The sequence below is a fragment of the Streptomyces sp. enrichment culture genome (genome assembly GCF_964272895.1).
Lineage (GTDB): Bacteria > Actinomycetota > Actinomycetes > Streptomycetales > Streptomycetaceae > Streptomyces.
Genome location: NZ_OZ186832.1, coordinates 5,239,061 through 5,260,938, shown reverse-complemented (window position 1 = coordinate 5,260,938; position 21,878 = coordinate 5,239,061). Strand labels below are relative to the sequence as shown.

Here is a 21,878-nt window from a genome sequence, read left to right as displayed (position 1 = left end):
GCAGTTCAGCGCGAGCCCTTCGGGTCCAGCGCGTCGCGCACGCCGTCGCCGAAGAGGTTGAAGGCCAGAACCGTGATGAAGATCGCTACACCCGGGACGACCATGTACATCGGGTCCGACTCGTAGTAGTCGATCGCGTTCGACAGCATCTGCCCCCAGGAGGCGGTGGGCGGCTTGACGCCCACGCCGAGGAAGCTGAGTGCCGCTTCGGTGAGGATGTTGGTGGGGATCATCATCGTCGTGTACACGACGATCGGGGCGACCAGGTTGGGCAGCAGCTCCTTGAAGAGGATGTAGAACCGCCCGGCGCCGAGCGATCGGGCGGCCTCGACGTACTCCCGTTCCCGCAGGGAGAGGGTCTGGCCGCGCACCACGCGTCCGATGTAGGGCCACCCGAAGAAGCCGATGACCAGGATCATCACGAACAGCCGGACGTTCGTGCCCTCCAGGCCCAGCATCTCGCTCGGCATCACGGAGACCAGCGCGATGATGAACAGCAGCTGCGGGAAGGCCAGCAGGCCGTCCATCACCCGGCTGATGGTCGAGTCGACCCAGCCACCGAAGAAGCCGGCGAGGATGCCGAGGACGGTGCCGATGACCACGGCGACGACGGCGGACAGGAAGCCGACGAGCAGCGAGATGCGGGCGCCGTAGACGATGCGGGCGAAGATGTCACGGCCGCTGACGGGCTCCACGCCCAGCAGGTGGTCGCCGCTGATGCCGCCGAAGGAGCCCTTGGGCGTGCCGAACAGCGGGTCGATCAGGTCCTCGTGATGGGACTCCGGGTCCTGGCCGACGAGGTCGGTGATCAGGGGGGCGAGGACGGCGACCAGGATGAGGAACAGCACCAGGGCGCCACCCGCCAGAGCGAGCTTGTCGCGCTTGAGACGCTCCCAGGCGATCCGGCCCAGGGAGCGGCCCTGGACGGCCTTGGCGCCGCCGCTGACTGCCGCGGCCTCCTCGGTCGCGCTCGGGGCCGCTTCGGCGGTCGGCTCGTGCAATGGTGCCGTCATCTGGCAGGGACCCCTCTCAACCGGCGGTAGCCGGCCCGCACTTGCCGCTGTAGCGGCGTTGTCAGTCCGTCGTACATCCAGAGGCGAACACCTAGGCGAACACCCCTGGTGCGGGAGTCTTCAACGCTTTGGCGATCTGTTGCCAGACTTGACGGTGAATGGATGCGTAAACGTGATGCTGTCCTGGGGGATCCGTTATCCGGACAGCCGATAACGGCGGCCGGACGAGGACGAGTTGGGGCGCGCCGGACAGGTGCGGCCATACCGTCCGTGTCTACGCGCGCAGAAGGCGATGTCCGGCCGGACATCGCCTTCGGGATGAGACGGCGTCAGTAGGCGCCCTGGACCGGCGGGTAGCCGTACCCCGCCGCGGGGGCGGGCGCCGCGTGGGCCTCACGGTCGTAGAAGGGGCGGGCGTTGGCCCGCATCCACATCGCGACCGGGCAGTACTCGTCGGACATCGCCACGGTCGACACGGGCAGCCCGTCGGGTACGGCGGGGATCGACTGGTGCATCATCGCGCGCACCGAGTCCACCGCGGCGGGCGAGGTGTCGTACACGTCCAGGCCGATGGCGAGGTAGGGCTCGCCGAGGGCGGGCTGCACCCAGGCGCGGCGCAGGGTGCGCACGGCGGGGGTGCGGTGGGCGTTCTGCGCGAGGAGGGCGTAGAACTGCGGGATCTCGATACCGGGTTCCGCCAGGCGCAGGGGGCCGGCGGGCTGGCGGTCCAGGCCCGTGGCGATGCGGCGCAGATCGAGCCAGGGCACGCCGACGCCGCCGCCGGGGGCGTGCGGGTTGAGCCACAGGCCGTAGTGGTCGGGGTACAGGGTCCGGGCGACGTCGAGTCCGTCGACGACCTCGTACGAGCGGTTCCAGCCGCTGGCGGCGAGCTCCTGCGCGGAGGTCACGCAGGGTACGTAGGCGTGGCCGTCCACCTCCATGCGGCCGTACTGGGCGTCCGGGGAGCCGGACTGGCCGTGCCACAGGAGCATCCAGATCTGGCCGGAGGCGGGGGTCGCGAGGGCACGCAGAAGCGCCTCGTAGGCGTCGTAACGCCCCGGGGTGACCTGGCGCAGCGTGTGCTCGACCGTGCCGGTCGCGGCGGTGCCGCTCGCGCTCACTGTGTTACGCCCCTTCTTTCTTCGACCGGGTAATGAAACCAGGTTATGTCGTCCGGGGGGAGGACCGGAGTCGGCTCGGGGGGAGTTCGAGGGCGGTTCCGGGCTCCCCGCTCCCGGCAGAAGGCTCCCGGCTTCCGGAAGAAGGCCCCCTGCTTCAGCAGACGGCCCCCTACTTCTGGAAGAAGGGGCGGACCTTCGCCTTCATCCAGTCCCCCACCGGGTCCTGCGCCACGTCCAGCAGGATCAGGTTGACCGGCCAGCGCACCGGGACCTTGCCCAGCGCCCGGCCCAGGGCGTCCAGGGGGGCCGTGCGCAGGTCGCCCTCCCACTGGGAGAGTTCGACGCCGACGAAGAGGGCCGGGTCGGCCGTCTCGACGGCGGCGAGGCAGCGGCGGGCGGTGAGGACGATGCCGATGGCCTCGAACTCGGCGGAGGCGGCGGAGAGGAAGTCGACGGGGTCCTCCTGCCAGTCGGGCTCGAAGAGACGGACGCGGCCGCCGCTCGCGGGGCCGTCGAGGGGGGTGCGCCCGGCGCGGCACAGCTCGGCGACCGCGGGCGGCGGCAGGGGGACGCCGACGACGCCGCCGGGGTTGAGGGCGATGCCCGCCTGCGGGGGCAGACCGCGGGCGAACTCGACGGCGGGGGCGACGGTGTACGACATGGCGGGGCCCGCGCCCAGGCGGAACTGCTCCTCGGAGCTGAACACGGGCACGTACGCCTGGCCGTCGATCTCCAGGGTGGGCAGGTCGAGCGTGGCGCTGTCGGGGCCGCCGCCGCCCGGCAGCGGCACCCAAACGAAGCTGCGGCCGAGGACCTCGACGATCCGGCCGCCGGCGGACGGGACGCCGAGGGAGGCGGAGAGCACCTCCTCCAGTTCGTTGCCGGGCCATCCGCCGCCGTGCGGGTGGGGGTGTGCCTGCGCCGGGAAGTCCATCTGCTGCCTACCGCGTGCCGGGAACCTGCTTGTGGCTGAAAAGGCTAACCCGTACGGGCGCGGCCCCCGTCGGCCCGTCAGCCGGTGAAGCCGATGCGGTGCAGGGCGTCGGCCGCGTCCCGGTCGAGGAGCACCGCCGAGCCGCAGCCGCGGGGCAGTTCACCGCGCTGGGCCCGGCGCAGCAGGCGGTCGGCGACGGCGCGGTGACGGCGGAAGGCGTAGGCCGAGACACCGCGGCCGCGCTCGCGCTGGCCGGCCAGGGCCTGCTCGGGGGTGACGTCGAGGAACAGCAGGTGCAGGGTGCCGCCGCGGCGCCGGGCCTCGCGGGCCAGCCAGCCGCGCACCCACGCCTGGGTGCCGCAGTCGTGCACGACGACGCCCTCGCCGCCGCGCAGGGCCCGGCGCAGCCCGGCGTAGTGCGCGAGCCGGACCAGGGGCCGGTAGACGGCGTACGGCAGGAGGCGGGGCATGCGGGCGTCCCAGCGGTCGCGGGTGTCCTGGGAGTCGATGCGGACGCCGTGCACCGCGCGCTTCATCAGGGTGGACTTGCCGCTGCCCGGCAGGCCGGTGATCACGACGAGGTCGTGCGGTCCGAACAGCAGCGCGCGCGGGCTGCGCCCGGAGCGCTCGCGCAGATCACGGACGACGGGTGCGGGGTGCGGGGTGCAGGCCGGCCGGGCCTGCGCGGCGGGCTGTCCGGGCAGCGCGAGGGCCGGGGTCGTGGCGTACGACGGGGTGGTCCTGTTCACCGTGATCGTCCTCCCCTGGGGCGGGTCACCGGGACCCTGCCCATCGAGTGTAAAGAGACGGTAATGCGGCGGAGCCGGTGATTTCGTGTGCGTACTGCCACAGGCCGGTTACAGATGCGGCCTGCCGTGCTCGGCGGATGCGTGCAATGATGGGCCCGCCAACTGCATACCGGCCGTTTGAATCCGCGCGGGAGAGTTCCCAGCCTGGCTGGGGCGCCGAAGGAGCAAGTCCCTCCCTTGAATCTCTCAGGCCCCGTTACCGCGCGGGCGAGGCACATCTGAAAAGCGGGCCGCCGCCGTGCGGTGGCCCCACCCAAGGTGCAAGCCAGGGCCACCGTGCGTGGTCATGGCGAACCTCTCAGGTTCCGATGACAGATGGGGAGGAACGACCTCGCCTGTCATGTCCTTGGGAGACGACGACCGATGAGCAGTACCGAACTGCGCCGTACGGCGCTCGATGCCCTGCATCGCTCGCTGGGCGCGACGATGACCGACTTCGCCGGCTGGGACATGCCGCTGCGCTACGGGTCCGAGCGCGACGAGCACGTGGCCGTGCGCACCAAGGCCGGCCTGTTCGACCTCTCCCACATGGGCGAGATCACCGTCACCGGCCCGCAGGCCGCGGACCTGCTGAACTTCGCCCTCGTCGGCAACATCGCCGCCGTCGGCGTGGGCCGCGCCCGCTACACCATGATCTGCCAGGCCGACGGCGGCATCCTGGACGACCTGATCGTCTACCGCCTGGCCGAGACCGAGTACATGGTGGTCGCCAACGCCTCCAACGCCCAGGTGGTGCTGGACGCGCTGACCGAGCGCGCCGCCGGTTTCGACGCCGAGGTCCGCGACGACCGGGACGCGTACGCGCTGATCGCGGTCCAGGGACCGCAGTCCCCGGGCATCCTGAAGTCGCTGACCGACGCCGACCTGGACAACCTGAAGTACTACGCCGGTCTGCCCGGCACGGTCGCGGGTGTCCCGGCGCTGATCGCGCGCACCGGTTACACCGGCGAGGACGGCTTCGAGCTGTTCGTGAAGCCGGAGCACGCGGTGGAGCTGTGGCAGGCGCTGACCAAGGCGGGCGAGGGCGTCGGCCTGATCCCGTGCGGCCTGTCCTGCCGGGACACGCTGCGCCTGGAGGCGGGCATGCCGCTGTACGGGCACGAGCTGACGGCGGAGCTGACGCCGTTCGACGCCGGGCTCGGCCGGGTGGTGAAGTTCGACAAGGAGGGCGACTTCGTGGGGCGCGAGGCGCTCACCGAGGCCGCCGCACGGGCCGCGCAGAACCCGCCGCGGGTGCTCGTCGGCCTGGTCGCCGAGGGCCGCCGCGTCCCGCGCGCCGGGTACGCGGTCGTCGCGGGCGGCGAGGTGATCGGCACGGTCACCTCCGGCGCCCCCTCCCCGACCCTCGGCAAGCCGATCGCCATGGCCTATGTGGACGCGGCGCACGCGGCGCCGGGCACCGAGGGCGTCGGCGTGGACATCCGGGGGACCCACGAGCCGTACGCGGTCGTGGCTCTGCCGTTCTACAAGCGCCAGAAGTAGACACTGTCAGCGGCCGGTGCGTGACCCTGCGCACATTTCCGCTGCTCACGCACGTTTCCAGCAGTCCCCCCGTCATCAGCACGTTTCCGCGTACAGGAGAATTCAGGCCATGAGCAACCCCCAGCAGCTGCGCTACAGCAAGGAGCACGAGTGGCTGTCGGCCGCCGAGGACGGCGTCTCGACGGTCGGCATCACGGAGCACGCGGCCAACGCGCTCGGCGATGTCGTCTACGTCGACCTGCCGTCCGTCGGTGACACGGTGACCGCGGGCGAGACCTGCGGTGAGCTGGAGTCGACCAAGTCGGTGTCCGAGCTGTACTCCCCCGTGACCGGTGAGATCACCGAGGTCAACGAGGATGTCGTCAACGACCCCTCGCTGGTGAACTCCGCCCCCTTCGAGGGCGGCTGGCTGTTCAAGGTACGCGTCGCCGACGAGCAGGCCGACCTGCTCTCCGCCGACGAGTACGACGCCTTCATCGCCGGCTGAGGAGAGACATGTCCGTCCTGAACACGCCCCTGCACGAGCTCGACCCGGAGGTCGCCGCCGCGGTCGACGCCGAGCTGGTCCGTCAGCAGTCCACGCTCGAGATGATCGCCTCGGAGAACTTCGCTCCGCTGGCCGTCATGGAGGCGCAGGGCTCGGTCCTGACCAACAAGTACGCCGAGGGCTACCCGGGCCGCCGCTACTACGGCGGCTGCGAGCACGTCGACGTCACCGAGCAGATCGCGATCGACCGGATCAAGGAGCTGTTCGGCGCCGAGTACGCCAACGTCCAGCCCCACTCCGGCGCCTCCGCGAACCAGGCCGCGCTGTTCGCGCTGGCCCAGCCCGGCGACACGATCCTGGGCCTGGACCTGGCGCACGGCGGTCACCTGACCCACGGCATGCGGCTGAACTTCTCCGGCAAGCAGTTCAACGTGGTGGCCTACCACGTGGACGACTCGGGCCTGGTGGACATGGCCGAGGTCGAGCGCCTCGCCAAGGAGCACCGCCCGAAGGTGATCATCGCCGGCTGGTCGGCGTACCCGCGCGAGCTGGACTTCGCGGAGTTCCGCCGGATCGCCGACGAGGTCGAGGCGTACCTGTGGGTCGACATGGCCCACTTCGCGGGCCTGGTCGCGGCCGGTCTGCACGCCAACCCCGTCGAGTACGCGGACGTGGTGACGTCCACCACGCACAAGACGCTCGGCGGCCCCCGCGGCGGCATCATCCTGGCGAAGAAGGAGTTCGCCAAGAAGCTGAACTCCTCGGTCTTCCCGGGCTTCCAGGGCGGCCCCCTGGAGCATGTGATCGCGGCCAAGGCCGTGTCCTTCAAGGTCGCCGCCTCGGAGGACTTCAAGGAGCGCCAGCGTCGTACGGTGGAGGGTGCGCGCATCCTCGCCGAGCGGCTGACGGCCGCCGACGCCCGTGAGGCCGGGGTCAACGTGCTGTCCGGCGGTACGGACGTGCACCTGATCCTGGTCGACCTGCGGGAGTCGGAGCTGGACGGCCAGCAGGCCGAGGACCGCCTCCACGAGGTCGGGATCACGGTCAACCGCAACGCCGTCCCGAACGACCCGCGGCCGCCGATGGTGACCTCCGGTCTGCGCATCGGCACGCCCGCCCTGGCCACCCGCGGCTTCACGGCCGAGGACTTCGCCGAGGTCGCGGACGTGATCGCCGAGGCGCTCAAGCCGTCGTACGACGTGGAGTCGCTGAAGGCCCGGGTGAAGGCCCTGGCCGACAAGCACCCGCTGTACCCCGGCCTGAACAAGTAAGTCCCCGGTGGGGTACCCGGCGATCCCGGGTGCCCCGCCACCCCAGTTCTGAGGAGTCGACGTGGCCATCTCGGTCTTCGACCTGTTCTCGATCGGCATCGGCCCGTCCAGCTCCCACACGGTGGGCCCGATGCGCGCGGCGCGGATGTTCGCCCGCCGCCTGCGCAATGAGGGCCTTCTCGCGAAGGCCGCCTCCGTCCGCTGCGAGCTCTACGGCTCGCTGGGCGCGACCGGCCACGGCCATGGCACCCCGAAGGCGGTGCTGCTGGGCCTGGAGGGCGACTCGCCGCGCACGGTGGACGTGGAGACGGCGGACGAGCGGGTGGAGTCGATCAAGGAGCGCGGCCGCCTCCGGCTCCTGGGCGAGCACGAGATCGCCTTCGACTTCGACGCGGACCTGATCCTGCACCGCCGCAAGGCGCTGCCGTACCACGCCAACGGCATGACGATCTGGGCGTACGACGCCTCGGGCGCCGAGCTGCTGTCCAAGACGTACTACTCGGTCGGCGGCGGGTTCGTCGTGGACGAGGACGCGGTCGGCGAGGACCGCATCAAGCTGGACGACACGGTCCTGAAGTACCCCTTCCGCACGGGCGACGAGCTGCTGCGCCTGACGAAGGAGACGGGTCTGTCGATCTCCGCGCTGATGCTGGAGAACGAGCGTGCCTGGCGCACCGAGGAGGAGATCCGCGAGGGGCTGCTCGACATCTGGCGGGTGATGCAGGCGTGCGTGTCGCGCGGCATGTCCCGCGAGGGCATCCTGCCGGGCGGCCTGCGCGTGAAGCGGCGGGCGGCGACGACCGCGCGCAAGCTGCGCTCCGAGGGCGATCCGCAGGCGCTGGCCATGGAGTGGATCACGCTCTACGCGATGGCGGTGAACGAGGAGAACGCCGCCGGCGGCCGGGTGGTGACCGCCCCGACGAACGGCGCGGCCGGCATCATCCCCGCGGTCCTGCACTACTACATCAACTTCGTGCCGGGTGCCGACGAGGACGGCGTGGTCCGCTTCCTGCTGGCCGCGGGCGCGATCGGCATGCTGTTCAAGGAGAACGCCTCCATCTCCGGCGCCGAGGTCGGCTGCCAGGGCGAGGTGGGTTCCGCCTGCTCCATGGCCGCGGGCGCGCTCGCGGAGGTGCTCGGCGGCTCGCCCGAGCAGGTCGAGAACGCCGCCGAGATCGGCATGGAGCACAACCTCGGCCTGACCTGCGACCCCGTCGGCGGGCTCGTCCAGATCCCCTGCATCGAGCGCAACGGCATGGCCGCGGTCAAGGCGGTCACCGCCGCCCGCATGGCCATGCGCGGCGACGGCTCCCACAAGGTCTCCCTCGACAAGGTCATCAAGACCATGAAGGAGACCGGCGCCGACATGTCGGTGAAGTACAAGGAGACGGCCCGCGGCGGCCTCGCGGTGAACATCATCGAGTGCTGAGCACCCGGCCGGCGCCGGCCGCGCTGAGCCGGCGCCGTTCCGCGCGGCGCGTCGCACGGGTGCCGGTGCTCCGGGTCCGTGTTCCGGATCAGGCGCGGAACTCCGGCTTGCGTTCCGGGGACGCCTCCGCGAGGGCCTTCTGCACCGCCTCGGCGTCGCCGCGCAGGCCGTAGACGGGGGTGTCGGGCTGCTGGCGCCAGGAGTCGTCCAGGCCGCCGGCGTCGACCGTGTCGAAGCCGAGCTCGTCGATCAGGGCGCGGACCTTGGCCTTGGCGGCCTCGTCGTCGCCGGCGACGGGCACGGCGATGCGGTCGGGGGCGCCGGCGGGGCGGTGGCGGTCGAGGAGGTCCTGGGCGTAGGTGCCGTTGAACGCCTTGATCACGGTGTGGCCGAGCTGCCGGGCCGTCCAGCGGCTCTCGGTCAGGCCCTCGTCCTCGATGGCGGCGATCCGCCCGTCGCGCTGCTGGGGGTAGTAGTTGCCGGTGTCGATGACGGCCACGCCCTCGGCGGCCCCGGCGAACAGGTTCTCCGGCAGGTCGGGGACCGCCTTGAGCGGGACGGTGACGACGACGACCTCGGCACCCCGGGCGGCCTCCTCGACCGGCACCGGCGTGGCGCCGGTCTCCTCGGCGAGGGCGGTGAGGGTCGCCGGTCCCCGGGAGTTGGCGACGGCGACCTCGTGGCCGAGGGCGGTGAGCCGCCGGGTGAGGTTGCCGCCGATGTTGCCCGCGCCGATGATGCCGATCTTCATGACAGGTCGCCCTTCCGAGTGGATCGATGCACTTGCATCTATCTTCCGGGGGCGTCAACCCCGGCCCGGCGCGGGCTATTCCTCACCGCCGCCCCGGTGCCGGGGACGTCAGACCCGTACGACGATCTTGCCCGTGTGCGTGTTGGACTCCATCAGCCGGTGCGCGTCCCGGACGGCGTCCAGGCCGTCGAAGACGTCCGCCACGACCGGCCTCAGGGTGCCGTCGGTGAGGCCGGAGCCGATGTAGTGGGCGGCACGGCGGCGGCCCTCGGCGGTCCCGGTGAGGGCGAAGTTGTTGTAGCCGAGCACGGTCAGCGGCCACTGCATGGGCAGCAGCACGGGCTGCTCGTTCAGCCAGCCGTAGCAGATCAGCGTGCCGTCCTCCACGGCCGCGTCCCCCAGCGCGGCGAACTCGGCGCCGCCGATCGCGTCCAGGACGATCTCGGCGCCGCGCCCTGCGGTGAGCCGCTTCGTCTCCTTGACCACGTCCTCGCCCTCGGAGACGATCACATGCTCCGCGCCCAGGTCCAGCAGCCGCTGCCGCTTGGCCTCGGTGCGGGTGGTGACGACCGGCAGCGCACCGGCCCGGCGCGCCACCTGGATCGCGGCGGTGCCCACCCCGCTGGACCCACCGGTGATCAGCACATGGTCGCCCGCCTTCATCCCGGCCCGCTCCACGAGCGCCCCGTAGGCCGTGGAGTACGTCACCCAGACCGCCGCCGCGGTCACCGCGTCCACCCCCGTGGGACGCGGGACCAGGGAGGTCTCGGGCATCAGGATGCGCTCGCCGTAGACCCCGAGGGAGCTCAGCTCGTGGTTGGCGGCCGACAGCACCGGGTCGCCCGGCGCGAAGGCGGTCACCCCCGCGCCGACCGCCTCCACCTCGCCCGCGGCCTCGTAGCCGTTGCGGGAGGCCGGCAGGGTCGCCGGGTAGAAGTAGCCGCCCGAGCGGAAGAGCGCCTCGGCCCGGTTGAGGGCGAGCGCCTCCACCCGGACGAGGACCTCGCCGGGCCCCGGCTCGGGCAGCTCGACCTCCTCCACCTGGAGAACCTCGGGTCCGCCGATCTCATGAAAAAGCACCGTACGTGCGGTCGTTGACATGCCGTCAACGCTAGGCAGCGCCCCCGCAGACGAACCATGCCCCACTGTCTCGGGTTCCTGTCCGATCGTCTCCGGCCCGCGACGCGCCCGGCCCCCGTGCCCCCGCGTCGCCTAGCGTTACGGGCATGGACGTGCTCAGTGACGCGATCGCCGCGATACGAACCGGCCGGCCGCACTCGGGACTGCGGGACAAGTACGCCCCCTGGGGGCTGCGGTTCGAGGCCGCCGGCGGGGCCGGGTTCCATGTGGTGCTGCGCGGCTCGGCCTGGCTGATACCGGCCCAGGGCGAGCCGGTCGCGCTGGGACCGGGGGATGTGGCGTTCCTGGCGCACGGCCGCGGCCACGCCATCGCCAGCTCCCTGGACGCGCCGCTGGAGGACGTACGCCTGGACGGGCAGGGCCACTGGCCCGAGGTGCCCACCCCGCGCCGGGACGCGGCGCCGGACACCGTGATGCTGTGCGGGGCCTATCTGCTGGACCGCAGCCGCGCGCATCCGCTGCTGACCGAGCTGCCCGAGGTGGTCCATCTGCCCGCGCGGGTCGGGGCGTACGGCGCGCTGCGCACGGCGGTGGAGCTGCTGGGCGCCGAGCTGGCGGACCCGCAGCCCGGCTCGGACACCATCGTCGCCAACCTGCTGGACACCCTGCTGCTCTACATCCTGCGGGCCTGGTGGCAGCGCGACGGCCAGGAGAGTCCGGGGCACCCCACCGGGTGGGCGGCCGCCCTCGCCGACCCCGGCATCGCGGCGGCCCTGCGCGCCATGCACGAGGACCCCGCCCGCTCCTGGACGGTCGGCGAGCTGGGCCTGCGGGCCGGTCTGTCCCGCGCGGCCTTCGCCCGCCGGTTCACCGCGCTGGTGGGCCAGCCCCCGCTGACGTACCTCACCTGGTGGCGCATGACGACGGCCGGCCGGATCCTGCGCGAGGACGACACGCCGCTGCGCCTGGTCGCCCAGCGCGCGGGCTACACCTCGGAGTTCGCCTTCGCCAAGGCGTTCAAGCGCCAGTTCGGGGTGGCGCCGGGGCAGTACCGGCGCAGGGCGTCCTGACCCCGAAGGGGCGCCCGGCCAGGCGTTTCCGCCTCGGCACGGGCGCCCCTTCGCGCACGCGTCACTTGTTCAGGTGGGCCCAGAACTCGTCGAAGGACAGCAGCTTGTCGCCGTCCAGGTCGCGGCTGGCGATGATCGCCTCGGCGACGGCCTCGGTGACGTTCCAGTCGCCGCCCTGGGCGAGGGCGGTCTTGAACTCGGCGGCCGTGATCTGGCCGTCACCGTCCGTGTCGATGCGGTCGAACTGCTTGCGTGCTTCTTCGATGTCGGCCACCGATCCGCCCCTCTTCGTCATACCTTGCTGTCGTACCAGTCGTACTGGCGCAGGTCAGACTAACGGCCCGGACGAGCGTGCGGTGCGGCGCCCACCCCAGGGCGGAGCCGCGGCGGTGGGGTCGCCGATCATGGGTGCGACGGGCAGTGGGTGCGGATACGGGGAGCCGGTGTGGCCGACAGCTTGCGGGACATGCTCGACGCGGCGGCGAACGGCGTCTTCCCGCCACCGGACGGCGGCACGACGGTCGTGCCGCAGCCGTCGCCGCGGGACGCCGGGGTCATGGCCTTCACGGCCCACTCCGTGGTCTTCACCGACGAGGACCCGGCATGGGTGTACGAGACTCTGCGCGCCCTGGACTGCGACCTGCTGGCCGCCACGATGAACCCGCGCTTCCTGGCGGCCCTGCTTCAGCGCACCGGACGCGTCACCGAGTGCGTGGACGCCGTGCTGGTCGGCTCCCCGCTGGCGGGCGAGCCGCCGCTGCCGTTGAAGGAGATCGCCGACCCCGCCCACCCCCGGATCGCGTACGCCCGCCGGCGCCGCGACGACGTGCGGGCGTGGACGGCACAGGGCGGTGTGCTGGTGATGGGCCGCGGGGTCGCCGGGCGTCTGGAGGTGTCGGTGGAGATCGACGAGGAGGCCCGCCACCGGGGGCTGGGGCGGAACCTGGTGACGGCCGCCCGGCATCTCGCCGGCGAGCCCCTGTGGGCCCAGGTGGCGCCGGGGAACGCCCGCAGCGTACGGGCGTTCCAGGCGGCCGGTTACCGTCAGGTGGGCGCGGAGGCGCTGCTGCGCACCCGGTAGGGGTCAGCGGAAGATGCCGGTGTGGCCCAGCGAGTAGCGGCCGGGCTGCGGGTACACCGCGAGCCCGTGCGGGCCGCTGCCGACGGGGATGCGGGCGAGCTGCTTGCCGGTGCGGGTGTCGATGGCGTACACCTCGGCGTCGTAGCGCCCGGACAGCCACAGCACCTTGCCGTCGGCGGAGACGCCGCCCATGTCGGGGCTGCCGCCGTCGGGGAGGTGCCACTTCTTGGCGACCTTGTTCCGGGCGAAGTCCCAGACGGAGACGGAGCCCTCGCCCCGGTTGGAGACGTACATCTCGCGCGAGTCGCGGCTGACGTACAGCCCGTGGCAGCCCTTGCCGGTGGGCACCAGCTCCGGCTCGTCGAACGTCTCGCCGTCCAGCACCCACATCCCGTCGGCCATCATGTCGGCGATGTAGAACTTCTTGCCGTCCGGGGAGATCTTCACGTCCTGCGGCATGGCGCCCTCGAAGGGGAGCTTCTGCTGCCCGACGACCTTCATCTTCTGCGTGTCGACCTTCAGCAGCTCGCCGCTGAACTCGCAGGAGACGATGAAGTACTTGCCGTCCATGGAGAAGTCGGCGTGGTTGACGCCGTAGCAGGTGACCGGCTCGGTCTTGATCCGCTTCATGGTGTGCGGGTGGCGGAAGACGAGCTCGCGGTCGAGGGAGGCCATGACGACCGCGTACTTGCCGTTCGGGGTGAAGTAGAGGTTGTACGGGTCGTGCACCTCCACCGGCTTTCCGGCCTTGCCGGTCCTCGGGTCGATGGGGGTGAGGGTGTGGCCGCGGTTGTTGTTGACCCAGAGGGTCTTCATGTCCCAGGACGGCACGACGTGCTGCGGCTGCCGTCCGACGGGGATGGTCTCGATGATCTCGTAGGTCTTGGGGTCGATGACGGAGACGGTGTCGGACTCGGTGTTGGGGACGTAGACCCGTGACGGGAAGTCCTTGACGACCGGGGAGAGCCGGTTCGGGCGGTCGGCGGCGTAGACGTCCTTCGGGTCGAGCACCGGCGGCATGCCGGGCAGGCCCTGGATCTGCTTCTTCTTCGGCGGCGCGGGGACGGCCGCGGCCTTGGTGGCCGGCGTGTCGGCGCCGCGGTCCCGGGTCTCGGTGCCGCAGGCGGCGACGGCGGCGAGCCCGAGGAGGCCGGCGGCGGCGAGGAGGGCGCGGGTGAGGGGCAGGTGGTTTCGGCGCATCAGGTCAGCAACTCCGTGACGGTGACCGGGCGCAGGGCGCGGCGGTCGAGTTCTTCCAGTACGGCGGGCAGGGCGGCGACGGTGTCGGCGTGTCCGAAGTGCAGGCTCACCACGGAGCCGGGCCGGATCGCGCCGAGCACGGTGCGGGCGACGGCGGGGGCGCCGGGGCCGGTGAAGTCGAGGGAGTCGACGTCGTACGACAGCACGTGCGGGTAGCCCGCGCGGCGGGCCAGCGTCTCGACCAGCGGGGAGGCGCGCGCGGTGCGGGAGGGGCGGAACCAGCTGCCGATGGATCCGGTGAGCCGCTTGAGCCGGCGGGCGCACTGGGTGATCTCGTTCAGCGCCTCCGCCTCGGGCATGGCGTTGATGTCGAGGTGGCGCTGGGTGTGGTTGCCGAGGTCGTGCCCGCCGGCGAGGATCCGCCGGGCCAGCGCGGGGTTCTCGTCCAGCCAGCTGCCGACGGCCAGCACGGTAACGTGGGCGCGGTGGCGTTCGGCCTCGGTCAGCAGGGCGTGGGCGGTGGCCGGGTCGCCGCCGCCGTGGAAGGTGAGGGCGACCCGGGGGCGGTCGCGGGGGCCGTGGGTGATCTGCGGGGGCTGGGCGGGGAAGCGGCGGGGGCCGGGGGCGGGGCGCGGGGAGGGGCGGGGCGCCTCGGGGGCGGCCGGGGGCTGTGCGGTGGAACAGCCCGCGGTGAGGGCGGTGGTGGCGACGAGCCCGGCGGTGGTACGGAGGGCCGAGCGGCGGTCCCTGAAGGTCACGGGGACCATTTAAGGGGTGGTTACGGGCAATCAGGGCGATTGCTCCGAACGGTGGCCCGGTACGGCGCCCTAGGGGGGCCTCCGCGGATCAGGCCGGGCCGGCGAGCGGCAGGGGGCGCCTCGTAGATCAGACCGGGCCGGCGAGCGGCAGGGGCGCCTCGTGGGTCGGGCCGGACCGGCGAGCCGCAGGGGATGCCTCGTAGATCAGACCGGGCCGACGAGCGGCAGGGGCGCCTCGTGAATCAAACCGGACCAGCGAGCCGCAGGGGACGCCTCGTGGATCGGGCCGGGTCGGCGAGCCGCAGGGGACGCCTCGTAGATCAGACCGGACCGGCGAACGGCAGAGGGCGCCTCGTGGATCGGGCCGGGCCGGCGAGCCGCAGCGGGTGCCTCGTAGATCAGACCGGACCGGCGAACGGCAGAAGGCGCCTCGTGAATCAGACCGGACCGGCGAGCCGCAGTGGGTGCCTCGTGAATCAAACCGGGTCGGCGAGCGGCAGGGGCGCCTCGTGGAGCGGAGCGGCGTCCGGCGTCCCGCGCTCCGGGGGCCTGCGCGGCCGGACGCGCGTCACGCGCACGCGGAAGTCAGCGATCCGCCACCCTCATCTCGAACCACGTCGTCTTGCCCCGTGGCAGCAGATCGACCCCCCACCGATCCGCCAGCTTGTCGACGAGGAACAGGCCCCGCCCGCTGATGTCCATCTCCTGCACGGGCATCAGACACGGCAGCCCCCGTGACGGGTCGCGCACCTCGACCCGGATCCATCCGCGCCGCCGGTGCATCCGCAGCCCGAACACCCGCGCCCCGGTGTGCCGTACGGCGTTCCCCACGAGCTCGGACACGAGTAACACGGCGTCCTCGGTCAGCTTGGGCGTGAGCCCCCAGTGCCGGAGCACCACCACCTGCGCCAGCCGGCGGGCCGTCGCCGCCGACTCCGGGCGGGAGGGCAGCGGAACCTCGCCCTCCGTCGGGTTGCCGAACAACTCCAGCGCCTTGAGCGCCCGTTCGTCCTCCACCGCAGGCGACCAGCGCGCCGCCGTCGCACGGCTGTCTCCCCGCGGCTGTTCGATGCCCTCCAGCCCCGCCATGCCCCCATCATGGCCGCCCAGCGCGCCCTTCGGGGCCGTTCCCGAGGAATACGCCCCCCGGAAGCCACCGGTCCGCGGGATCCGATCGGCATATGCCGCAGGCACTTCGGAGGTCTCCGTACCCGCGTTGACCTGCGAAGACGAGGCACTCAGAGGCAACGGACGGGCTCCCTCGACACAACAGGCTTAAGGCTGCTTTAAGGCTCCCATAAACCGCCCCATCGAGGGACCCGGATCAGACACTCCGTCAATTGCAAGTGCCTGCGACGCGTTTCACACGGACCCTAGAGGAACTTCGCCTTGCCCGGACCCTCCTCCACGAAGCTGCGCATCCCGCGCTCGCGGTCCTCGGTCGCGAACAGGCCCGCGAACCAGTTGCGCTCCACCGCGAGGCCGGTGTCGATGTCCGACTCCAGACCGACGTCGATCGACTCCTTCGCGGCGCGCAGCGCGAGGGCGGGCCCCTGGGCGAGCCTGGCGGCCCAGGCGTGCGCCTCGGTGTACACGTCGGCGGCGGGCACGACCCGGTCCACCAGGCCGAGCGTCAGCGCCTCGTCGGCCTTGACCATCCGGCCGGTGAAGATGAGGTCCTTGGCCTTGGACGGGCCGATCAGCCGGGACAGCCGCTGGGTGCCGCCCGCGCCGGGGATCAGGCCCAGCAGGATCTCCGGCTGGCCCAGCTTGGCGTTGTCGGCGGCGATCCGGTAGTCCGCGCACAGCGCCAGCTCGCAGCCGCCACCGAGGGCGTAGCCGGTCACGGCGGCCACCACCGGCTTGGGGATGCGGGCCACCGCTGTGAAGGAGTCCTGAAGGGCGCGGGCGCGCAGGACCATCGCGGTGTGGTCCATGGCCTGCATCTCCTTGATGTCCGCGCCCGCCGCGAACACCTTCTCGCCGCCGTAGATCACCACCGCGCGCACGTCGTCGCGGCGCGCGGCCTCCTCGGCGAGTTCCTTCAGCCGGTCCTGGGTGGCGATGTCCAGCGCGTTCATGGGCGGACGGTCCAGGCGGAGGGTGCCGACGCCCTCGGCCACTTCGAGATTCACGGTCATGCAGGCAGGTTAACGGGGACTAACGCGAACCGGTCCGGTGCGGTCGGTCACACCGGCCGGGGGTCCGGGGGGCATCCCCCGGCAGGCACAGCACGTCCGCCAACGGCAACGGACCCGGTGCCTGGGTCACAGCACCGGGTCCGCGGCGATCGGGGGTCCTACTTCGTCCACTCCGCCCAGGACATGTTCCAGCCGTTGAGGCCGTTGGACGGGTCGACGGTCGGGTCGGTGGAGTTCCTGACCTCCACCACGTCACCGATCATCGAGTTGTCGAAGAACCAGGCGGCCTCGATGTCCTTGTCCCAGCCGCCGCGCACATCGCGCAGGCCGATGCAGCCGTGGCTGGCGTTGTAGTTGCCGAAGGCGTCGCCGCCCCAGTAGTTGCCGTGCACGAAGGTGCCGGAGGTGGTCAGGCGCATGGCGTGCGGCACGTCCTTGATGTCGTACTCGCCGTCATAGCCCACGGTGTCGCCGTTCATGCGGGTCACCGCGAACTTCTCGCTGATGACCATCTTGCCGTTCCAGGTGGCGTAGCCGGGCTTGCCGGTGGTCACCGGGATCGTCTTGAGGAGCTTGCCGTCGCGCATGACCTTCATCGTGTGCTTCTCGGCGTCCACGATCGACACCTGCGAGCGGCCGATGGTGAAGGAGACGGTCTTGGACTGCTCGCCGTAGACGCCGTCGCGGCCCTCGACGCCGTCGAGGTTCAGCTCGACGGTCACCTTGGTGCCGGCCTTCCAGTACTGCTCCGGACGGAAGTCGAGGCGGTCGTTGCCGAACCAGTGGCCCTCGACGTCGACGGCCGGCTCCGTCTTGATCCGGATGGCCTTCTCGACGTCGTCCGGGTTGGTGATGCCGCGGGTGAAGCGGACCGAGAACGGCATGCCCACGCCGACGGTGGAGCCGTCCTCGGGCGTGAAGGTGCCGACGAAGGTGTTGTCCGGGGTCAGCGTGGTGAAGCTGGAGTCCTCGGCGGCGGTGCGGCCCTCGGAGTCCTTGGCGACGGCGTGCACCCGGTACCTGGTGGCGGCCGCCAGATGCGTCCGGGGAGTCCAGCCGCTGCCGTCGGCGGCTATCGAGCCGTCTATCTTCCTGCCCTTGTCGTCCTCGACGACGACCTCGGTCAGCTTGCCCTTCGCGGCGGAGATCTTCAGCTCGCCGCTCGTGTCCACGTCGGTCGCGCCGTTCTTCGGCGCGATGGTGACGACGGCCTCCGACTGCCCCGTCGCGGCCGGAGCCGCGTTCTTGCCCTTGCCGTCCCCCGAGCCCTTCCCGGAATCCGATCCCCCACCACCGCAGGCGGTCACGGCCAGCAGCAGCGCGCCGGCGAACACGGCCCCCAGCCGCCGCCGGCGTCCGCCAACCGACGCCCCCGGTATCGGTCGCACGTTCAAGTCCCTCTCCCCTCCCCGGGCCTGGTGGGGCCCGCGAACAGCGCGTCACACGCGCACATTGGCGCATATTAACCGCCTGTTCAGGAGCACCGAGGTCGCGTGATTGTCACCGTTCGGTCCCAACCGGACGCCCTTGAGGTGTTATTTGACCGCGCTGCCCGCTTTCCACTCCTTCCACCCCATGTTCCAGCCACCGAGGCCGTTGTCCGGAGCGACCTTCTTGTCCTTGCTGTTGACCACCTCGACGACATCCCCGATCAGGGTGCGGTCGAAGAACCAGCCCGCCGGGGTGTCCGAGCCGCCGCCCTTGTCGTCGCGCAGGCCGACACAGCCGTGGCTGACGTTGGTTGTGCCGAAGACGGAGGCGGGCGCCCAGTAGTTGCCGTGCAGGAAGGTGCCGGACTCGGTCAGCCGCATGGCGTGCGGCACGTCCGGGATGTCGTACTCGCCCTTGCCGTCCTTCCTGGTGAAGCCGACCGTGGCGCCGTTCATCCGGGTCACCTCGTACATCTCGGTGACCACCATCTTGCCGTTGTAGGTCGTGGTCTTCGGAGCGCCCGCGGTGATGGGCACGGTGGCCAGCAGCTCGCCGTCGCGCCGCACCTGCATGGTGTGCCGGGCGGCGTCCACGAGGGAGACCTGGTGACGGCCGACGGTGAAGGTGAACGTCTTGTACTGGAGCCCGTAGACGCCGGGCGCCCCCTGCACGTCCCTGAGCCGCAGGTCGACGGTGACCTCGGTGCCGGGCTTCCAGTAGTGCTCCGGGCGGAAGTCCAGGCGGGCCTTGCCGAACCAGTGGGGGCGGATCTCCACGGCGGGCTTCGCCGTGACGCGTACGGCGCGCTCGACGGCCGCGCGGTCCTCGATCTCGCGGTTGAACTCCAGGGAGACGATCATGCCGGTGCCGACCGTGGAGCGGTGCTCGGGGGTGACGTACCCGATGAACCGCTCCTCGGGGACGTACGTGGTGAAGCTGGTGTGCCGGGCCGAGCGGCGGCCGTGGCCGTCGAGGGCGACCACGTCGACGCTGTACTCGGCGGCCAGCGCCAGCCGCTCCTCGTCGGGCCGCCAGCTCAGGCCGTCCGCGGAGATCCGGCCGGGGACCTCGGTCTCCTGGGCGTCCTGCGACCGGACGACCCTCACCGACTCAAGGCGCCCGTCGGGCACCCGGACGGCCAGCGGCTCCTCGGGCCGCACCAGCCGGCTGCCGTCCTCGGGGGTGACCCGGATGACGTCCTCGGGGGCCCGGGGTTTGCCGAGCATACGGTCCATCCCGCCGCCGTCGGTGCAGCCGGCGGCCCCGGCCAGCAGTCCTGCCCATGTCAGTACGGCGGCCAGTGCGGCCCCCGCGCGCCGCGCGCGCCCATGTACGTGCCTCACATCCGTGCCCAACGACGGGGCCCGCCCTGGGGAAACGTGAGTGCGAGCCAACCTCTGGGCAGAACAGTGGGAAGGGACGACACGAGCCGAGGGAAGGGCGCGGGCATGACGCGCTCCTCCCGTGTCGTGCCGACGAGCCGCGGGAGGCCCACACGTGTCGAGCGCAGCCGAGCAGGAGACGGTGGCCGCCCAGAACGGGCGGGCGGCCGCCCTCGTGGAGGGAGCACGGCGCGGGGCGCGGGCCCCGGCCGTACCGGTGTGGCCGGGCGCGCCGACCCCGCTGGGCGCCCGGTTCCGGGTGGGCCCGGACGGGGTGGCCGGCACCAATTTCGCGCTGTGGGCCGGCGGGGCCGAGGCCGTCGAGCTGTGTCTGTTCGACGAGCGGGGGCGCGAGAGGAGGGCCCCGCTGACCGAGCTGACCCATGAGATCTGGCACGGCTTCGTGCCGGGCGTGCTGCCCGGACAGCGCTACGGCTACCGGGTGCGGGGCCGCTGGGACCCGTGGACCGGCGCCCGCTGGAACCCGGCCAAGCTGCTGCTCGACCCGTACGCGCGCGCGGTGGACGGCGACTTCCGGCTGCCGCCCGAGGTCTACGGCCATGTGCGGGACTGGCCGGAGCAGCATGTCGCCGACACCGTCCGCGACGACCGGGACTCGGCGCCGTACGTACCGAAGGGTGTCGTCGTCCACGACGACGCCCCCGACGACGAATGGATCGACGACCGCCGCCCGAAGACCCCGTGGGCCGACTCGGTGATCTACGAGGTGCATGTGCGCGGCTTCACCAAGCTGCACCCCGGCATCCCCGAGGAACTGCGCGGCACCTACGCCGGACTCGCGCACCCGGCCGCGATCGAGCACCTGGTGAAGCTGGGCGTGACGGCGGTGGAGCTGCTGCCGGTGCATCAGTTCGCCCACGAGGACCACCTCCTCAGAAGGGGCCTGCGCAACTACTGGGGCTACAACTCCATCGGCTACTTCGCCCCGCACGCCGCCTACGCGGCCTCCGGCACGAGAGGCCAGCAGGTCGGCGAGTTCAGGCGGATGGTGCGCGCGCTGCACGCGGCGGGCATCGAGGTGATCCTGGACGTCGTCTACAACCACACCGCGGAGGCGGGCGAGTACGGCCCCACGCTGTCGTTGAAGGGCATCGACAACCGCGGCTACTACCGGCTCCAGTCGGACGCGCGGAGGTACGCCGACTACACGGGCTGCGGCAACACCCTGCACGTGGTCCAGCCGCATGTGCTCCGGCTCATCACCGACTCGCTGCGCTACTGGGTGACCGAGATGGGCGTGGACGGCTTCCGCTTCGACCTGGCGGCCGCCCTGGCCCGCTCCATGCACGACGTCGACATGCTCTCCCCGTTCCTCGCGGTCATCGCCCAGGACCCGGTGCTGCGGCGGGTGAAGCTGATCGCCGAGCCGTGGGACGTGGGGTCGGGGGGCTATCAGGTGGGGGCCTTTCCCCCGCTGTGGACGGAGTGGAACGACCGGTACCGCAATGCCGTACGGGACTTCTGGCGCGGGGCGCTGCCGGACGTGCGGGACCTCGGCTACCGGCTGTCGGGCTCCAGCGACCTGTACGCCTGGGGCGGGCGGCGGCCCTACGCCTCGGTCAACTTCGTCACCGCGCACGACGGTTTCACGCTGCGGGACCTGGTGTCGTACGAGCACAAGCACAACGAGGCCAACGGCGAGGGCAACCGGGACGGCACGAACGACAACCGCTCCTGGAACTGCGGCGCCGAGGGCGAGACGGACGACGAGGCGGTGCTGGCCCTGCGGCGGCGCCAGCTGCGGAACCTGATGACGACACTGCTGCTGTCGACCGGGGTGCCGATGCTGGTGGCCGGGGACGAGATGGGGCGCACCCAGCGGGGCAACAACAACGCCTACTGCCAGGACAACGAGATCAGCTGGCTGGACTGGGACCTGCCGTCGGACCCCGGCTGGAAGGCGCTGTTCGACCTGACGTCCCGGCTGATCGCGCTGCGCCACCGCCATCCGGTGCTGCGCCGCCGCGCGTTCTTCTCGGGGCGGGCGCACTCGGCGGACGGGCTGCGGGATCTGGCCTGGTTCACCCCGCGCGGCACCGAGATGACCGAACGCGACTGGTACGCGCCCGCCGCCACCCTCGGCATGTATCTGTCCGGGCGGGACATCCCGGGCCGGGACGGACGCGGGGACCCGATCCTCGACGAGAGCTTCCTCGCCGTCCTGCACGCGGACGAGCGGCCGGTGGAGTTCGCGCTGCCGGGGCCGCCGTGGGCGCGGAGGTACGAGCTGGTCGTCGACACCTCGCGCGAGGACCAGGCCGAGGCCCCCGGCACCACGTATCCGGCGGGCTCCCCGATCACCGTGCCGGGACGGGCGGTGCTGCTGCTGAAAGTGGGCTGAACGGCAGGTCGTAGGACCAGCGGCGGAGAGCGGCCCGGCCGAAACTCGGTGGGCAGTGTCAGTGGCGTTCCGTACG

20 protein-coding genes and 2 riboswitches are annotated in these 21,878 nt (G+C 71.8%); of the genes, 7 read left to right on the top strand and 13 right to left on the bottom strand.

All coding sequences use genetic code 11. The annotated features are described in order from the left end of the window. Positions 1-5: 5 nt before the first annotated feature. The 4 genes from ACSU6M_RS23885 to ACSU6M_RS23870 all read right to left on the bottom strand — a co-directional run bounded on the left by ACSU6M_RS23885 (position 6) and on the right by ACSU6M_RS23870 (position 3,817). Positions 6-1,013 carry an ABC transporter permease gene (locus tag ACSU6M_RS23885; RefSeq protein WP_437072184.1) on the bottom strand — a complete coding sequence of 336 codons (1,008 nt, stop codon included), beginning with the start codon at positions 1,011-1,013 and terminating at the stop codon, positions 6-8. A 329-nt stretch (positions 1,014-1,342) separates the two neighbouring features. Next, positions 1,343-2,134 carry an enhanced serine sensitivity protein SseB C-terminal domain-containing protein gene (locus tag ACSU6M_RS23880; protein ID WP_437072183.1) on the bottom strand — a complete coding sequence of 264 codons (792 nt, stop codon included), beginning with the start codon at positions 2,132-2,134 and terminating at the stop codon, positions 1,343-1,345. 169 nt (positions 2,135-2,303) lie between these two features. Continuing rightward, positions 2,304-3,068 carry an enhanced serine sensitivity protein SseB gene (locus ACSU6M_RS23875; RefSeq protein ID WP_437072181.1) on the bottom strand — a complete coding sequence of 255 codons (765 nt, stop codon included), beginning with the start codon at positions 3,066-3,068 and terminating at the stop codon, positions 2,304-2,306. Positions 3,069-3,145: 77 nt separating this feature from the next. Further along, entirely contained in the window at positions 3,146-3,817 is a 672-nt protein-coding gene (locus tag ACSU6M_RS23870; protein ID WP_437072180.1) for an AAA family ATPase, read from the bottom strand. Between the two features lie 178 nt (positions 3,818-3,995). After that, a riboswitch (glycine riboswitch) is annotated at positions 3,996-4,089 on the top strand. Further along, positions 4,090-4,202, top strand: a riboswitch (glycine riboswitch). 38 nt (positions 4,203-4,240) lie between these two features. Here ACSU6M_RS23870 and gcvT point away from each other — a divergent pair. The 4 genes from gcvT (at position 4,241) to ACSU6M_RS23850 (ending at position 8,546) form a co-directional block, all read left to right on the top strand. Continuing rightward, a complete protein-coding gene (gcvT, locus tag ACSU6M_RS23865; RefSeq protein WP_437072179.1) occupies positions 4,241-5,359 on the top strand; it encodes a glycine cleavage system aminomethyltransferase GcvT in 1,119 nt (372 codons plus the stop codon). A 109-nt stretch (positions 5,360-5,468) separates the two neighbouring features. Continuing rightward, the gene (gene gcvH / locus ACSU6M_RS23860; RefSeq protein ID WP_437072178.1) at positions 5,469-5,846 is read left to right on the top strand and encodes a glycine cleavage system protein GcvH; all 378 of its coding nucleotides are present in this window, start codon (positions 5,469-5,471) and stop codon (positions 5,844-5,846) included. Between the two features lie 8 nt (positions 5,847-5,854). Then, positions 5,855-7,117 carry a serine hydroxymethyltransferase gene (gene glyA, locus ACSU6M_RS23855; protein WP_437072176.1) on the top strand — a complete coding sequence of 421 codons (1,263 nt, stop codon included), beginning with the start codon at positions 5,855-5,857 and terminating at the stop codon, positions 7,115-7,117. Positions 7,118-7,178: 61 nt separating this feature from the next. Next, positions 7,179-8,546, top strand: a complete 1,368-nt coding sequence (locus ACSU6M_RS23850) for an L-serine ammonia-lyase (RefSeq protein WP_437072175.1) — start codon at positions 7,179-7,181, stop codon at positions 8,544-8,546. Between the two features lie 88 nt (positions 8,547-8,634). On the opposite strand, the gene ACSU6M_RS23845 is transcribed toward ACSU6M_RS23850, so the two are convergent. Beyond that, positions 8,635-9,297: an NADPH-dependent F420 reductase gene (locus ACSU6M_RS23845; protein ID WP_437072173.1), complete on the bottom strand. Its 663-nt coding sequence runs from the start codon at positions 9,295-9,297 to the stop codon at positions 8,635-8,637. A 108-nt stretch (positions 9,298-9,405) separates the two neighbouring features. Next, on the bottom strand, positions 9,406-10,398 hold the full coding sequence (locus tag ACSU6M_RS23840) for a zinc-dependent alcohol dehydrogenase family protein (RefSeq protein WP_437072172.1): 993 nt from the start codon (positions 10,396-10,398) through the stop codon (positions 9,406-9,408). A gap of 125 nt (positions 10,399-10,523) precedes the next feature. On the opposite strand from ACSU6M_RS23840, the gene ACSU6M_RS23835 reads away from it, so the two are divergent. Next, the gene (locus ACSU6M_RS23835; RefSeq protein ID WP_437072170.1) at positions 10,524-11,447 is read left to right on the top strand and encodes an AraC family transcriptional regulator; all 924 of its coding nucleotides are present in this window, start codon (positions 10,524-10,526) and stop codon (positions 11,445-11,447) included. A gap of 61 nt (positions 11,448-11,508) precedes the next feature. Here ACSU6M_RS23835 and ACSU6M_RS23830 read toward each other — a convergent pair whose 3' ends face one another. Then, positions 11,509-11,721: an EF-hand domain-containing protein gene (locus tag ACSU6M_RS23830; RefSeq protein WP_437075329.1), complete on the bottom strand. Its 213-nt coding sequence runs from the start codon at positions 11,719-11,721 to the stop codon at positions 11,509-11,511. Between the two features lie 192 nt (positions 11,722-11,913). Between ACSU6M_RS23830 and ACSU6M_RS23825 the strand changes: the two genes are divergently transcribed. Further along, entirely contained in the window at positions 11,914-12,528 is a 615-nt protein-coding gene (locus tag ACSU6M_RS23825) for a GNAT family N-acetyltransferase (RefSeq protein WP_437075327.1), read from the top strand. 3 nt (positions 12,529-12,531) lie between these two features. Here ACSU6M_RS23825 and ACSU6M_RS23820 read toward each other — a convergent pair whose 3' ends face one another. From ACSU6M_RS23820 to ACSU6M_RS23795, 6 genes are all read right to left on the bottom strand, one after another. Next, the gene (locus ACSU6M_RS23820) at positions 12,532-13,728 is read right to left on the bottom strand and encodes a hypothetical protein (protein WP_437072168.1); all 1,197 of its coding nucleotides are present in this window, start codon (positions 13,726-13,728) and stop codon (positions 12,532-12,534) included. Next, on the bottom strand, positions 13,728-14,495 hold the full coding sequence (locus tag ACSU6M_RS23815; RefSeq protein WP_437072167.1) for a polysaccharide deacetylase family protein: 768 nt from the start codon (positions 14,493-14,495) through the stop codon (positions 13,728-13,730). Before ACSU6M_RS23815 ends, ACSU6M_RS23820 begins: the two co-directional genes overlap by 1 nt. A gap of 576 nt (positions 14,496-15,071) precedes the next feature. Continuing rightward, positions 15,072-15,680 carry an ATP-binding protein gene (locus tag ACSU6M_RS23810; protein WP_437072165.1) on the bottom strand — a complete coding sequence of 203 codons (609 nt, stop codon included), beginning with the start codon at positions 15,678-15,680 and terminating at the stop codon, positions 15,072-15,074. Between the two features lie 179 nt (positions 15,681-15,859). Then, positions 15,860-16,627 carry an enoyl-CoA hydratase/isomerase family protein gene (locus ACSU6M_RS23805; RefSeq protein WP_437072164.1) on the bottom strand — a complete coding sequence of 256 codons (768 nt, stop codon included), beginning with the start codon at positions 16,625-16,627 and terminating at the stop codon, positions 15,860-15,862. Between the two features lie 158 nt (positions 16,628-16,785). After that, entirely contained in the window at positions 16,786-18,021 is a 1,236-nt protein-coding gene (locus ACSU6M_RS23800) for a L,D-transpeptidase (protein WP_437072163.1), read from the bottom strand. Between the two features lie 141 nt (positions 18,022-18,162). Further along, positions 18,163-19,401, bottom strand: a complete 1,239-nt coding sequence (locus ACSU6M_RS23795; protein ID WP_437072161.1) for an Ig-like domain-containing protein — start codon at positions 19,399-19,401, stop codon at positions 18,163-18,165. A 154-nt stretch (positions 19,402-19,555) separates the two neighbouring features. On the opposite strand from ACSU6M_RS23795, the gene glgX reads away from it, so the two are divergent. Beyond that, entirely contained in the window at positions 19,556-21,802 is a 2,247-nt protein-coding gene (gene glgX, locus ACSU6M_RS23790) for a glycogen debranching protein GlgX (RefSeq protein ID WP_437072160.1), read from the top strand. Positions 21,803-21,878 lie beyond the last annotated feature (76 nt).

Excerpts from the sequence above, each read along its gene's own strand:
- ACSU6M_RS23815 (WP_437072167.1), bottom strand. The coding sequence starts at position 14,495 with ATGGTCCCCGTGACCTTCAGGGACCGCCGCTCGGCCCTCCGTACCACC.
- ACSU6M_RS23845 (WP_437072173.1), bottom strand. The coding sequence starts at position 9,297 with ATGAAGATCGGCATCATCGGCGCGGGCAACATCGGCGGCAACCTCACC.
- ACSU6M_RS23805 (WP_437072164.1), bottom strand. The coding sequence starts at position 16,627 with ATGACCGTGAATCTCGAAGTGGCCGAGGGCGTCGGCACCCTCCGCCTG.
- ACSU6M_RS23835 (WP_437072170.1), top strand. The coding sequence starts at position 10,524 with ATGGACGTGCTCAGTGACGCGATCGCCGCGATACGAACCGGCCGGCCG.
- ACSU6M_RS23875 (WP_437072181.1), bottom strand. The coding sequence starts at position 3,068 with ATGGACTTCCCGGCGCAGGCACACCCCCACCCGCACGGCGGCGGATGG.
- ACSU6M_RS23840 (WP_437072172.1), bottom strand. The coding sequence starts at position 10,398 with ATGTCAACGACCGCACGTACGGTGCTTTTTCATGAGATCGGCGGACCC.
- ACSU6M_RS23885 (WP_437072184.1), bottom strand. The coding sequence starts at position 1,013 with ATGACGGCACCATTGCACGAGCCGACCGCCGAAGCGGCCCCGAGCGCG.
- gcvT (WP_437072179.1), top strand. The coding sequence starts at position 4,241 with ATGAGCAGTACCGAACTGCGCCGTACGGCGCTCGATGCCCTGCATCGC.
- ACSU6M_RS23820 (WP_437072168.1), bottom strand. The coding sequence starts at position 13,728 with ATGCGCCGAAACCACCTGCCCCTCACCCGCGCCCTCCTCGCCGCCGCC.
- glyA (WP_437072176.1), top strand. The coding sequence starts at position 5,855 with ATGTCCGTCCTGAACACGCCCCTGCACGAGCTCGACCCGGAGGTCGCC.
- ACSU6M_RS23825 (WP_437075327.1), top strand. The coding sequence starts at position 11,914 with ATGCTCGACGCGGCGGCGAACGGCGTCTTCCCGCCACCGGACGGCGGC.
- gcvH (WP_437072178.1), top strand. The coding sequence starts at position 5,469 with ATGAGCAACCCCCAGCAGCTGCGCTACAGCAAGGAGCACGAGTGGCTG.